Here is a 15,284-nt window from a genome sequence, read left to right on the forward strand (position 1 = left end):
ATGGAGCTGCCGTCGGGTCTGCGTGACCTCTTCTACGGGCTGACAGGCTCGCAGTGGTTCACCGCGGACGAGACGAGGCTGCGTGCGCTCGCCGACACCCTCGACCGGACGGGTGACCGGATCGAGATCGACATTCCCCCGCTCATCACCTCCGTCAAGCGCCGGGTGCGCAGCACCTTCGACAGCCGGGCCGCCGACTACTTCGAGGAGTCGATCGACAAGTTCACCACGGGCGACACCGACTACGTCAAGGCCGCCGCCGACGCGGCCCACCAGCTCGGCGACTTCGTCCGTAAGGCGGCCAACCAGGTCGAGTACGTGAAGTGGATGATCATCGGGCAGTTGATCCAGCTCGCCGTGGAGATCGCCTGGGCCATCGCGATGGCCAAGGTGACCTTCGGGGCGAGCCTGACGATGATCCCCATCTTCAAGCGGATCGCCAGCCTGGCCATCCAGCGACTGCTGAACTTCCTGTTCACCACGCTGCTGACGCACCTGTTGGTCAACGTCTCCTTCGCGATGACCATGGACCAGCTCATCCAGCGGCTCCAGATCGCCCGGGGGGACAAGGAGGTCAACGACGACGACCTCAGCGCGGCGGCGGGCCTCGGCGGATTCTTCGACGGCATCTTCGGGGCCGGGCTCAGCTGGTTCGGTGGAAGGTTCGCCGACTGGATCACCGACACCTTCGGCGACATCCTCAAGAACAACTTCAAGAACGGGCCGGACCCCGCGCCGACGCCTGGCGCAGGCAGGCCGGTTCCCGAGGACCTTCCCGGGAACGGGGCGCCGCCGCCGAGAATCGGTGGGGACGACCGGGGCGAGGGCACACCGACGCCCAAGGGAGGCCGCGACGACGCCGGCCTCGGCGGCCCGCGTCCCCTCGGCGAGGACACCACGGTTCCGGTGCCTGTGGCGCGCGACAACCCGACCCCGGAACCGCCCCCGGGCGGGCGCGACGGGGCGCCGGTACCGCCGCCCCGCACCAACGTCGCGGACGTCAACAGCCCGCCGCCCCCGGTGAGAACGCCCGAAACGGTGCCGCCCGCCTCCTCCGGGACACGCGACGTCCCCGAGACGGGTCCCGGCCCGGGGACGGGGAACATACCGCCGCGCCTGGCCGACGACATGGCCGACGTCCTCTCCCGCAACGTCCCCGACCTGGTCCAGCCCTTCGGACGCAACCCGAAGCCGTGGGACAACGTCGCCACCACGGCGCGGTTCCGCGACGACATCGGCAGGGTGTTCGAGAGCAACCTCGGCGACCGGCTCGGCCGCGACGCCGCTCGCGACCTCGGCCGCGACTACGCCGACACCTTCATCACCAACTGGGGCACGCGCGACATCGGCGACTCCCTCGCACGGGTGCTGGACGACGCGCCCACGGGCCCCGGGGGCCGGACGCTGTCGCCGGAGACCCGTGACTTCCTGTCCCGGACCCTGCCCGACGGGACCGTCAGGGGCCTGACGGACTTCGCCGACAACTGGCAGCGCGGCGCCGCGCACTTCGGCACCAACATGGTCGAGGCGGCCGGGTCGAACTACCTGGGGGAGGGGTTCAGCAACATGGCCCTCTCCGAGGACCACGAGTTCGAGGCGAACGGCATGTCGGCCGTCGCCGGAGCGGCGAGCGTGGCCATCACCACGGGCGGTGTCCTGGGCGGCCTCAAGGGTCTGGACGGACTGGAGAACCTGTTCAGGTCGAACATGACGACGGACGTCCCGCCCCCGCCGGTCATGGAATCGGACCCCGCGGGAGGCACCGACCGCTCCGATGCACCGGTCGGCGGCGGAGGCACGGGTGGCTCCGGCAATGGGGGAGGTTCCGGCAGCGGGGGAGGCCAGGGCGGTCCCGGGCGGGTCAACGGTCCCGAGGACGGGGAGGGGGCGACGGGCTCCGACAGAGGCGCTGGCACCTTCGAGCCCGAGGACACCGATCTCCGCGGCCCCGGCGATGCCCCCCGGGGCAGGGACGTGCCCGACACCGACGAGCGCGCGCGCCCGGAGCCCTCGCCCGAGATATCGTCGCGTCCCGAGGTCCCCGTCACGGCTCGGGGGAGCGACGACCCGGCGGTCGCGCCGCCGCCCGGTGCACCCCAGGACGGGACCGTCCGCGGTGGGGACGCTCCCGCCGCCCCGCCCCGGCTGTCCGCTGATGCCCCCGAACCGCCGCCGCGTGCCGACACCGCCGACACGGGAACAGGCCGCGACGGGGCGGCGCCGAACCGCGCTCCCGATCCTGAACCGTCCCTCGACGGCCGGAACGTCCCGGATGCGTCCGACACCGGCGCCCCGCCCCCGCGCACGGACGAGCCGCCCGTGTCCCGGTTCGAGGACGGCGCGGACACGACTCTCGTCGTCGACGGGCCCGTCGACGGGTCCGCGGACGTCGTCGCCGCTCCCGACGCCGAGACGCCGCGGGATGCGGTCGACACCGACGCGGTGCACGACCACCCGTCCGGCGTTCCGGTCACCGGGGGCGGGTTCACGGGCGCTCCGCCCGCGACGGCGGGTGCGCCCCCGGCCGCGCAGAGCGGTGACGGCACGGGAGCAACCCGGCACGGATCGGCCCCGCGCGGCGACGGCGCCCCGGCCCCGGGGCCGTCCCGGACGTCGTCGGGAGAGCGCGACGCCTCCGGCACGCCCGGCGACACCACCCCGGTCACGGAGAGCGGGCCGGACGGGGTTCCCGCGCCGGAGGGGACGCCCGTCGCCGATCCCGACGGCACCGAGTCGGTGGACGCGCCCGTCGAGGCTGCCGCGCGGCCGGTCACCGAGAGCGCCGACGACGCGGGCGGGACCCGCCCGGACCCGTCCGACATCCCCGCACAGCACCGCGATTCCGCGCCAGAGGCGGAGTCCCCGACCCAGGACAGGCCCCACGCGCCGGAGACGCCGCCCGACACCGCCGGCGTCAACGGGGACGACCCGGGTGCGGCGCCGGTTCGGGACACCTCGTCGGGCCGTACCGACGACATGGCGCCCGCTGGTGACGGAACCGACCGCGCGGACACCCGTGACCGCTCCGGTGACGGGCCGGACGCGCGGCCGGGGCCCGCCTCCACGCGAGCGGAGAGGGCCGACGGCGCGCCGTCCATCATCTCGACCTTCACCAACGCCCTGCAGGGCGGCGGCCGGACCGGTGGGACGCCGCCGGCGGGCGCACCGCCGCGCGGTCCCGTGGAGACGCCCGCGGCGGCTCCGGCGGCTTCGGTCCCGGACGTTCGGGCGAATCCCGCCACCGAAGGCGACGAAGCCCCGGCATCGCGGACCAAGGTGGAGGACGACCTTGACCACGACCTCTACGCGGACACCCCCGAACACCTTCGGCCATCGCCGTCCCCCGCCGATCCCGACGATCCGTGGGGCGGCACCCGTCCGGCCGTACCGGACTTCAGCGCCCTGGTCGAACCCAAGTCGGCCAAGGACCGGCAGCGCACGATCGAGGAGGTCGTCGCCGACCTCACCTACCGCTACGGGCTGGAGGACATCGGGCACCACACCGCCGAAGACGCACAGACCCAGGTCTTCATGGCCCCCTACGACCCCGAACAGCTCCCCGACGCCCCCAATGACCCCGGGGGTGAGCAGGCCGGTGCTGCGCCGATCGATGAGGTTATGCCTGATGCATTCGGTGATCCTGCCTCTGTGGACAGCCCTCCCGATCCAACCTTCCTTGACTTTCTTGACGACCAGGCTGACTTCCCCTTCGACTCGGCCGACTTCGGCCCTGGCGGTGTCGCCTTCGGCTCTGGTGGTTTTCCCGCTCATGGTGGTGTGGTCGCGGGTGGTGGTGGGGAGGGGGGCCGTCCTGCACCGCAGGGGGTTGGTGGCGTTGAGCCGGGTGCTGCGCCGATCGATCAGCCTGAAGCCCGCAGACTCGTGATGGGGCTCGAGCCCCGTTGGCGCGAGGTCCTGAGCCTCATCGAGCAGGGGTGGGAGAACCCTGATATCCGCAGACACCTCAAGCGGGCACCGAAGACGATCGAGATATACGTCAGTAAGATCTACGCGGGCCTGGGTGTGGCTTCCCGTAGGGATTCCCGTGCCGCTGCCATTGCCATCGCCCGCGCGGCCGGACTGATCCCGGAGTCGGCCCGGACCGACCCCTTCGGCGATGCCCACCACGGTGATCAGGCGGTCGACCATGCCGCCCCTCGGCGGCAGGACTCTCTTGGCGAGGTTGAGCCGGGTGCTGCGCCGATCGCTCAGGCTGAAGCCCGCAGACTCGTGATGGGGCTAGAGCCTCGCAGGCGCGAGGTCCTGAGCCTCATCGAGCAGGAGTGGAGCAACCGTAGGATCCGCGACCACTTCAACTTGGCACCGAGCACGATCAATAGATACGTCAGTGAGATCTACGCGGGCCTGGGTCTGACTTCCCATGTGGATTCCCGTGGCGCTGCCATTGCCATCGCCCGCGCGGCCGGACTGATCCCGGAGTCGGCCCGGACCGACCCCTTCGGCGATGCCCACCACGGTGAGCCGGGTGCTGCGCCGATCGATGAGGCTCATGCCCGCGACCTCGTGAAGGGGCTCCCGGTTCGCCTGCGCGCGGTTCTGAGCCTCATCGGGCGGGGGTTGCCCAACGATGCGATCCACAGACGCCTCGATCATCTGGAACCGAAGACGGTCAATCTCTACATCGGGGAGGTCTACGCGAAACTGGGTCTGACTTCACGTAAGGATTCCCGTGCCGCTGCCATCGCCATCGCCCGCGCGGCCGGACTGGGTCCGGAGTCGGCCGGGACCGACCCCTTCGGCGATGCCCACCACGGCGATCAGGCGGTTGGCGATACCGCCCCTCGGCCGCAGGGCTCTCTCGGCGGCCTTCACGGTGACGCCTTCGGCTCTGGTGTTCTTCCCGCCCGCGAGGCCGGACCGACCCCGGAATCAGCCCGGGCCGACCTCACGCTCGCCGAACAGGTCGAACCACTCGCGCCCGCGCAACTCACCGAGGCACTCGACAGCATCAACACACTCACCGACCACCAATACGCGGTCTTCACCCTCGCCGGAGCCGGACTGGACAACGGCGAGATCGCCAAGCGACTCAACAAGGAACCAGAAGCGGTCAACAGCTCGCTCAGGAAAGTCCGCCGTCACCTGGGGTTGACCGCCCCTGGCACTGCCCAGATGGTGACCGTCGCCCGTGCCGCCGGACTGGTACCCGATGCCACTCCGACCCAGAACAGCGACCGCGCCGCGCCCCCGGCACACCAAGACCCGCTTCCCGCCGATGACCCGCGAAACGACGACGACTCCGACGATCTGTACGGCTACTCCGGTGATGAGGGCGCCGCGGCCCATCGGCCTGGCGGGCCCACCAATCCCCTTGCGCTGCCCGAGACGCCCGGTGAGGAGGACAGCGACCTGTCCGACTCCGACGGCGAGAACAGCGACCTCTCCGTGGTCGAGATCGACCCAGTCGCGCCCGCTCCGCGGGCCGGTCGGGCGCGCGGCCTCATGCCCGGCTCTCCCGTGAGCCCCTCGACGGCCGCCGCCCCCTCACCTCCACCCTCCGGTACGGAAACACCGGACGACGCCGCCCCGCCGCCCCCGGCCCCCGGTCCTTCGCCGACCCCGGCCACTCCGCAGCCCTCGGACTCCGGCGCCCTCGACACCCCCGTGTTCGGGCCGCCCGCCAACGATCGGCCGACCGACCCCGCGCCGCGCCAGACCGGACTACCCGGACCGGACGCGCGGGGCACCGAGTCCCCGCCGGTGATCCGTGAGGTCTCCCGCCTGTACGCGGCCGCCCTCGACGGGGTCTCCCCGAACGCCGCTCCGCTGACCGTCGGGGTTCGCGCGGGCTCGGCGCCTGTGTACGGCGACGTGCGGATCGACAACCGCTTCTTCGAGTCCACGCTGAGCACGCTCGACCGCGAAGGCGACGACGGTCCGTCCGCCGTCCGCGAGATCACACTGACGGTCAGGTTCGACCGTGCGCCGGGCGTCTTCCCCACGACCGCACGCGACGCCCGCCTGGATTTCGCCCGCCGGGTCGAGGCCGTTTTCAACAACCAGTACGTGCTGCCGCGCAGCGGCGAGCAGTTGCACGTCCGCGTGGTCCCGGCGGATCTACTCACCCCGCCGGAACGCGTCCATGCCACCGTCACCTGGCGCCCCGCTCCCGCGGCCGACGCACCTCCGGAACCCGGCACCACCCCCGCCACGGACACGGACGGCGCGGGGATCGGCGAGGTCCTGCGCCGACTGGGGATGCTGGACGGCGGCCCCGGGCGCGGCCCCGACGCAGCCTCGACCTACACCGAGCCCTACGTGGCGCGGCGCACCCTGGACCGCATCGACACCATGGTACGGCCGCGGCCCGCGCGCCGGTGGTCCGACCCCGCGGGCGACCTTCCCGCTCAGGAGCACACCGGGCTGGTGGACCCGTCGACGTGGCCGGAGTGGGCAGACGTCCGCGCCGCCGCGGACGTGCGCATCGTGGGTGGGCCGCACGTGAACGCGGACTTCAACGAGATCGGGAGAGGCGCTCGCGCCGCCCGTCCCCTGGGCAAGGGCGACCTCGACGAGAACGGTGCGCCCAAGGATCCGTCGATCACCGCCGACGTCCCCGGTACCGACCCCGGCGCCTTTAAGAAGTTCATCAAGGCGGACCTGAGCGACTCGTGGTACGGCAAGCGCAGGTTCGAGTCGCGGCGCGTCGAGATCCCGTCCGAGCGCCGCACTCCCGGCGGCCCGACCCACATCACCGAGATCACCTTCCGGCCACGGATCCGCCCCTATCAGGGCATGTCGGACGCGGACTACGCCCAGTACCTCATGGACTACGCCACCACGCTGGACCGGATGCTCAACCGCAGGTTCCGGCTGCCCGGCGACGGCACCATGGTGGACGAGCACGGCGCGGTGGTGCACCGGATGGACACGGCGCTGTTCGAGACGCTGTTCGGCAGGGGGAGCGTCCAGGACCCCGACGCCCCGGACCTGGAGGGCAAGGAGGCGAAGGCGCTCGGCGCCGACCCGGTGCCCGGAACCGGCGACCAGTTCCACGTCACCCTCGAATTCGCCGACGACTCCACATCCGAGGAACAGGTACACCACGACATCGCCGTGGTCCCCTGGGACCTGTCGAAGCCGTACACCGACCAGGTCATGAACACGAACACCTGGTACGACGGCGGGTACCCGGTGCAGGCGCGCGTCCACGAGACCCTGCACCTCCTCGGCCTGTCGGACACTTACCCGCATTCCGCGGCCGTCCACCGCTGGGGGGACGACGCGGACAGCGTCCGCCCCGGCTTCGGCCTGATGGGGAACAACTGGCTCCAGACCGCCGGGAACACGCACACGGTGGTCCAGCACCCCGAGATCCAGGACCGCTATCTCACGACCATCGCCTCGGTCATGAACCACGGCTCGTCGGCCCAGTCACCGCCGACGCGGGTGGCCGACCTGCCCGCCGAGATCACGTCGTTCATCTCCGAGGCCCTGGCGCCCGGCGTCCCCGAAACCGATCCGCGGTCGGCGGCCGTCTTCGAGCACTTCGCGCTCGCCGTCGACGAACACGTCCGCGGCTGGAACCCGGAACAGGCCGAACGGCACGTCGCCGACCCCGCCGCCTACCGCGCCGACGTCGCCCAGTGGCGCGCCGACGGGAGGCTCGCACTGCTGGTGCACCTCGTAGCCCGCTACGGGATCGAGGTCCCCTTCGCGGCCGTCATCGACGTGCTACCGGACGCCCAGCGCACTCGGCTCGGCGACGCACTGGCAGGCTCCCACGACCAGGCCGCCGTCGCCGGGGCACTCGCCGTGTTCGGGGCGGCCCGCGACAGTGTGCAGGACGACAAACCGATCGGCGACATCCCCGCCGGGCGGCACCACCCCTCCATCAGCGCCGCCGATGCCCGGAACCGCCTGGAGCAGTGGCGCCGCGACGGGCGGCTGCTCGACGGCTTCCAGGCGCTCGGCGAGAACATGACGGTGCTGGGCGTCGAATGGACCCACGCCCTGCCCGATCCGGAGCGTCAGCGGGTCCTGCACCTGCTGCCCCCGGGCGGCACCACGCCTGAGCCCGGGACACCCGACACCACCCCTGCCCCGCAGTCCCAGTCGCCCGCCGGGCTGGACGCCCTGCCGCGGCCGGTGGCCGAACACGCCGTGCTGGACATCCTCGCGTCGGTGCACGACCTGCTCGTCCACCAGGTGCCGATGCCGGACCTGACGGTCAGCGTCCCGGGACACCCCCCGGCCCGGTTCACCGCACAGCAGGTCGAGGACCAGCTCCTCGTCTGGAGCGGCCACCTCGGCGTCGGCGACGCGCTGCGCGTGCTCCAGCAGGCCGGCGCCCCCATCACCGATGCCCAGATCGACACCATCGCGCCGACGCTGACGACACCTGCCGACCAGCAGGCTTCGACCGACCAGCAGACGGCGACCGCCCAGAAGCCGACGACCGAGCCGACCCCGCAGCCGCCCGCGTCCCAGCAGGGCACGAACGGCCACGGGGCACCCGCGCTCGCGACGCGACAGGGCAACCCCGAGACCGCCTCCACTCCGCTACCCCGGGGATCCGGCGTATCGACGGCCGGATCCGCACGGATCCCGGACACGGTCGACGCCCCGGCGTTCGGTCCGCCCGTCGACCACCGGCCGGGCGATCCTGCCGCGTCGCCGGCCGAACTCGCCGCGAGTCCCGCGACCGGAGCGGGGCCTTCGGTGGCCGACTCCTCGGTGGCGTCAAGCGGCGCCGGTGGCGGAGGGCGTGGGCCGCGGTTCGTTCTGCGTGATCCGGCGCCGGTGCGGGACGACCTGCCGAAGTTCGATCCACGGGAGGGGACGGACCGGTCGGAGCGGCTGCTGTCCCAGCCCTTCGTCGAGGAGCTCGACGGATCGGCCTCCCGGGTGCGCGTCGAGCTCGACACCCCCCGAGGCCCGATGCGCGCGGAGGTGGCGGTCCACCGCCCCTTCTTCGTCTCCTCCGTGATCGAGGTCCCTGGTGAGAACGGTGCGGCGAGCCGCTATGTCCGCCAGGTCGACGTGCGGTTGCGCATGCGCGCCGTGGACGAGAACGCCGCCGCCGACAACGCCTACCTGAACGCCGCGATGGCGGCCACCGTGGCGTTGAAGGGGCGCATCGAGGACGTGTTCAACAGCAAGTACGCGCTGCCGCACAGCGGTGACCAGCTGCACGTGTCCGTGGAATCGGCGAAGCCCGACCAGCCCTACCACGCCGACGTCGTGTGGCACCGGGTCCCGTCCGCCACCGACGGGTCGCCGCTTCCCGCGCTCGGGCCGGAGGCCGACGGCCGGGGGACACGCGACCTCCTGCGGCGGTTGGGGCTGCTCGACCATGATCCGGCGCGCGGTCGGGACGAGCCGTTCGTGGCGCGGCAGACGCTGGAGCGGATCGAGAACGCCGCGCCGGTCCGGGACGGTCTTCCCGACTTCGGCCCGAACATCGACAGGAAGCGCAAGAGGGGGGACGACGAGCCGAAGGTGGAGGTTCGCCGGTTCTCCCGCGACCTCGCCGACGTCCTCAAACCGCCGGACGACGACCCGCCGCTGAGCGTCGAGGTTGACACCCTCCGCGGTCGGATGCGCGCGGAGGTGGCGTTCGACGCACAGTTCCTCGCGTTCTCCTCGGTCGAGGTCGTCCGGGGCGGCGATCAGGCGGACACGGGCGGTCCGGCGTCCTTCCGGCATGTCCTGCTGAGGGTGCGCGCCGTGGCGGGCGACGGCGTGGACGAACGGACCGCGGTCGCGGTCACCGCGGAGGTGAAGCGGTATGCCGAGGCGCTGTTCAACCGCAAGTACGTGCTGCCGCGCGGCGGTGAACAGCTCCATGTGTCCGTCGTGGTGCTGAAGGGCGACCATCCGAACAGCTACGTCAACGCCACTCTGACCTGGTCCATGGTGCCGTCGTCAGGGGACGGTGCGCAGACCCCCGCCTCCACCGGTGCTCCCAGGGTCCGGGGGATCGGTGAGGTGCTGCGTCGGCTGGGGATGCTGGACGGGGACCCGGCGCGGGGCGAGGACCACCCCTATGTGGCGCGGCGGACTCTGGACCGGATCGAGACGATGGCGGCGCCGCGGCCGGCGCGGCGGTGGGCCGATCCCCAGGGTGAGGTCCCGCTCTCGGACCATGAACACAAGGTGGTGGGCAACCCGGCGAGATGGCGGGGCGCGGGCAAGGACGAGTGGGAGGCCGCCAGGGCGGCGACACCGGTCCACCATGTGGGTTCGCACGCGAGCGCCGATAGGGCCGAGATCCAAAGGTCCGCCCGTGCGGCTCGGCCGCTGGGCGAGAACGACGTCGACGAGCGCGGCGACGTCAAGGACCCGGCGCTGGTGGTGGCGCAGAACACGGACCTGGGCGTGCCGAGGTTCATCCGGGCGGACATGAAACCCCAGTGGGTGGGTGCGCGCAGGTTCGAGCACCGGCGGGTCCCGATCCCCGAGCGGTATCGCGCCAAGGCCGGGAAGGACGGTCCGACCCATATCCAGGAGATCACCTTCCGTGTGCGGCCCAAACGCGACCTGAGCATGACGAAGACGCAGTTCGACGCCTACCTCAAGGAGTACGCCAGGAAGCTGGACACCACGTTCAACGGCAGGTTCCGACTGCGTGGGGATGGGAGTCTCGTCAAGGAGGTCGGTGGGAAAGATGTGGTGGTGCACCGACTGGGCTCGGACATGGTCGAGACGCTGTTCGGCAAGGACAGCGTCCGGGACCCGAACGACCTGGGGGGCGAAGCGATCAGGGTGCCCGGTTCCGAGCGGCTGCCCGGAACCGGGGACCAGTTACACATCAACCTCGTATTCGCCGACGACAAGACCCCCGCGGACCAGGTGCACGCCACGCCCACCGTGCGCCACATCGACGATGTGTCCGGTCCCCGGGACATCCCGGGCATGGACATGGGCAACTGGCACGATGGGCACCCGGTGGAAGGCGCGATCCACGAGACCGCGCACTGGCTCGGGCTGATCGACGAGTACCAGGACCCGAAGTCGGTTTTCCGCTGGCGTAGGGACGTCGATGCCGTGCGCGCCGACGGCGCCTTGATGACGAACAGCTGGGCTCGGTTCTCCGGGGGGCGTTCCCGTAGCATCCAGGAGCCTTTCCTGCGGACCCGGTACGCCGACACCATCGCCTCGGTCATGGACCACGGCACGTCGGACTACGTGGCACCGCGATGGGCCTACCTGACCGACCAGGGCAGGTCCCGCTTCGCGCAGATACTCGAACCCGGCTTGTCCGCGAACGATCCGGCGCGATTCGCGGTGTTCGACCGCTTCGCCCTGACCCTCGACATGTTCGTCCGCGGATGGGACACCGACCGGGTCGCCGACCAACTCGTCTCTCCGGAGGACGCCGCGGCGCGTGGCGCGGTCCGTGAAGAGGAGGCGCGCGCCGCGCAGGCCCGCGCGGAGGGTGACGAGGCCAAAGCTCGCGCGGCCGATGTCCGAGTGGCCGAGGCCCGCAGGCACGCCGCCGACTCCGGCGCCGATGCCCGCGCCGCCCAAGCCCGCGCCGCCTTCGAAGCCGAGGTCGATGGTTGGCGGGCCGACGGACGACTGGCGCGGGCGATGGCGTTCGCGCAGGAGGCAGCCGGTCTGGTCATGGCCCGTGTGCCGACTTCGGCCATGATCGACGCGCTTCCGGAGCCCGCGATAGCCAGACTCGCTCACAGCCTGTCCGGTTCGAACGACCCAGCGGACGGCAGCACCGCGATCACCGTCTTCGCCGCGGGCCGTGACGGCGCCGCCGGCCGCGGTCCGCTCACCGATATCCCCGCCAGGCAGGGGCGCCCTGCTCTCTCGGCGCGTGAGATCGAGACTCGGCTGGAGCAGTGGCGCGGCGAGAACCGGCTGGTCGAGGGGCTCCGTGTCTTCCACGACGTCGGTGTGCGGTTGACGGGTCGGGAATGGATCGGTTCCTTGCCCGACGCCGGGCGCACGGCGGTCGCCGCCGGCCTAGTGCCCCCGGGCGGTCCGCGGCCGGGATCCGTGCTGGGCGGTCTGGGCTCCGTGCCGCGACCCGTGCTGGAACGGGCCGCGTTGGACATCCTCGGCGCCAGATACGACCAGGTCGTCCATCAGGCGCCGCCGCGTGCCCTCACGGTGGCCGTCCCGGGGCATCCAGAAGTCCGGCTGACCGGCGACCAGGTGCAGTCCCAGGTGGCCGCATGGGCCGACGAGGGTGTCCTGCGTCCCGCGATGGAACGCCTCATCCAGTGGCGCGTGCCCCTGCGCAGGCCCGGAACCGCCGGCACCGCGCCCGCTGCGGCGGCGCCGTCCCAACAACAGGCGGCTCCGCAGGGAACGGGAGCACTGGCCCCCTTCACGGCGGACCCCGAGAGCCCTCCATCGGAGTTCGGGCCCGCCCAGGAGGCGGAGAACGCGGCCGAGGAACAGCGGAACCCGGTAACGGCTTCCGCCGATCCCGCCGCGCCTCCCGCGGCAGTCGCGGTGGCCGCGGCCGTGACGGAGCCGACGGACGCGGCCGAGCTGGACCGGTCCTATCTCGACCCTGAGCCGGTCGAGGGAGCCTCTGACCCGCGCCGGTTCGTTCCCCTCGGCCCCGACGTCTCCGCTCCCGCCACCGCGCCGCCGCCATCCCTGGCGGACTCGTGGGGCGGCGTGCTCAACCCGGTTCCGGTCGCCGAGCGCCCCACCGGTACGGAGCCCGGCGGCGTCCGTACCGGCAGGCCGGACCCGGACACGCACACCGTCGGCGCGCCTGGCGACTCCCGGGAGGCGAGCGGTGCCGAGGACCGTACCCCCAGCGGCGCCGAGGGCCGGGTCCCCGATGGCGCAACGGTGGAGGTCTCCCGACACGACCCTGAGCGGGACGATCAGGGCCGTCAGGGCGAGGAGGTGTCCGCTGTCGAGGTCACCGCGGTTCCGGCACCCATTCCGGGCACCTCGGAGACCCCGGAGGCCCCGGAGAACGTCAACGCGTCCGCTGGTCCGGAGCCGGGCGCGCCACCGCGCACCCCGGTGACCGTCGACCCCGCTTCCGGGGACCGGCCCGGGCACACCGACGCACCGCCCGCCTCCTCCCGGCCGGCCGGAACCGACACGACGCGCGGCGCAAAGCCCCCCGTGGTCCCGCCGCGTCCACCCCGGCGCACCAGCCGGAACGCCACCGATCCGGTCCGGCCGCCGGAGCAGAGGGACGGCGTTCCCGGGCGTGGACGGAACCAGGAAAGCGTGGAGACCGCCACGCCGTCGGTCCCGACCCCTGCCCCGACCTCGACCCCCGCCCCAGCCCCGGCCACGAGCGCCGGCCGGAGGCTGAACTACCTGTTCAGCAGCGGGCAGATCGACTCCCCGCTGATCGGCCCCGCCGCGGACCGGCTCGTCGCCCGGATCCGGGCCGAACTCGGCGACCGGCTCTCCCGCGACGAGTTCAACGCCGTCGAACGGCAGGTGCGCGCCGACTTCGCGCGCGACTCCCGGCCCTACTTCGTCCCCGGAGGCCACGCCTTCACCATCCCGCGAGGTGACGGCGGACGGCGGGTCGTCCTGGAGCTGTCGCCCGAGGGCGATTCCTGGCGCCCCGCGCCCGAGACCGGTCCCGCGGCGGCGAAGGACGGGCCGGACAGCGCGCCCAGGGTCAAGACCAAGAGCATGGCGGAGCACAAGACCAAGACGTCGCGCAAGGGCGCTGCGACCTCCACGGCCGGCGTCGGCGGATCGCTCAACATCGCCGCCTACGGGCTGACCCCGGAGGACGCGGTCATCGGGCCCGTGTTCAGCGTCTCGGTCAGCGGAACCCACAACCAGCGCTCCACCGGTTACTCGGTCAGTGACGGGGCCACCGGCAAGAGCGAGGTGTCACTGAAGGGCGCCCTCGAGGAGTTCGTGAGCGACCTCCGGGTGGAGCTGACCGTCGACCCCGCGCCCTCCCGCTCGCGCCAGGGGAGGCACGGCGCCGACGTGGAGTTGGCCGAGCGCCCGGTGGTCGTGCGCGTGGTCGAGCCCGACGGGCTGAGCATGTCCGTTCCCGGCGGTCTCAAGGACCGCGAGGCGGCGGCCGACACCGCCACCGACGCCCCGGCGCGCATCGTCCTGCCCGACCCCTTCGCCACGGGGCCCCGCGCCCCGGGCACGCGGAACGGGCAGGGGACTCGGGTGGGCAGCGGGCATTCGCTCATCGTCGACCCCGTCGACGGCCTGACGGGGCAGATCCGCCAGCAACTCGGCATCGACCGGAACCACGCCACCAGCGCCGACCTGGACCTTGCCACGACCCCCGACGCCCTGCAGAGGATCCACGGGTCGCTGGACCGCGGGCCGACGCCGGTGGCCGTGCTCACCGACAGCAGCGGTGCGACCAGGGTCCTCACCCTGTGGTCGGTCCCCCAGGAGCTGACGCGGATCGAGGACGCGCCGGGGAAGGCGGTCTTCGCCCGTAGCCGCAAGGGCGACAAGAAAGCGGGCCTGTCGGCGAAGCGGTCGACCAACCTGAAGCTCGGCGCCGGGGCCGGCGTGGTCATGTCACTGCTCCGGGGCGTACTCCGCCTCAACATCCCCAGCATCCATGCCTCCTACAAGCTCGACGCCGCGTCGAGCCGGGCCATCTCGACGGAGGGCGCCCGGACGGTCAAGGCGCACTCCGACAGGGTCGAGACCTACGAGGTCGAGCGGGTGTACTACGCCACCCTCTCCGGCGACGCCACACTGATGAGTTCGCGGGGCCGGACGATCGACCAGATCTCGGTGGCCGACGCCCGGCGCATGGCCGGCCTGGACGAGCCGACGGCCGAGGCCGGAGCGCGGCGCGTCCCCCGCTTCGACCACCTGGGAGTGGACCGGCCGGTGCACTGGGGCGGGATGAGCCCCAGGGAGGTTCTCCACGAGGACGGCAGCCGCTACCGGACCGCTGCGCCGGCCGCGACGCCGACGAACGGCGTCGTCCTTCCCACACCCAGGCCCACCACCGTCTACGAGGACTACGCGCATGCGGTGCTGACCGGAATCGCCGACGAGTACCCGGGGCTGGTCGTGCCCGACCTGGCCACCGCGTCCAAGGCGACCTACGCGCGCCGACCGGGTGCGGACCCGGACGGCCCCCGCACACCGCGTGAGTTCCGTGGTCTGCGCCGCGACTACCAGCAGGCCGTCGCCAACACGATCACGGTGCTGGACGCGATCACCCCGCACAACCTGGAAGGACGCATAGGAGAGTGGACGGGGCCCGGGATCGACCTGCACCTGGTCGAGACCGTCAGCGTCGATCCCACCCTCGCCGGCCGGGGCGGTCTGTTCCGGCCCCCGTTCGTGACGGTGCGGCTGCACGCCGACGCCAC

At 72.4% G+C, this 15,284-nt stretch carries 1 protein-coding gene (cut by a window edge); it reads left to right on the top strand.

Annotation, left to right across the window (positions count from 1 at the left end; genetic code table 11):
• A protein-coding gene (locus tag HNR10_RS28885; RefSeq protein ID WP_179829012.1) for a WXG100-like domain-containing protein crosses the window boundary here: on the top strand, positions 1-15,284 show its 5' portion. 14,236 nt of this gene lie beyond the right edge of the window; 15,284 of the gene's 29,520 nt are visible here — the first part of the coding sequence; it begins with the start codon at positions 1-3; the stop codon falls past the right edge of the window.

The sequence above is a fragment of the Nocardiopsis aegyptia genome (assembly GCF_013410755.1).
In the GTDB taxonomy this organism is placed as follows: domain Bacteria; phylum Actinomycetota; class Actinomycetes; order Streptosporangiales; family Streptosporangiaceae; genus Nocardiopsis; species Nocardiopsis aegyptia.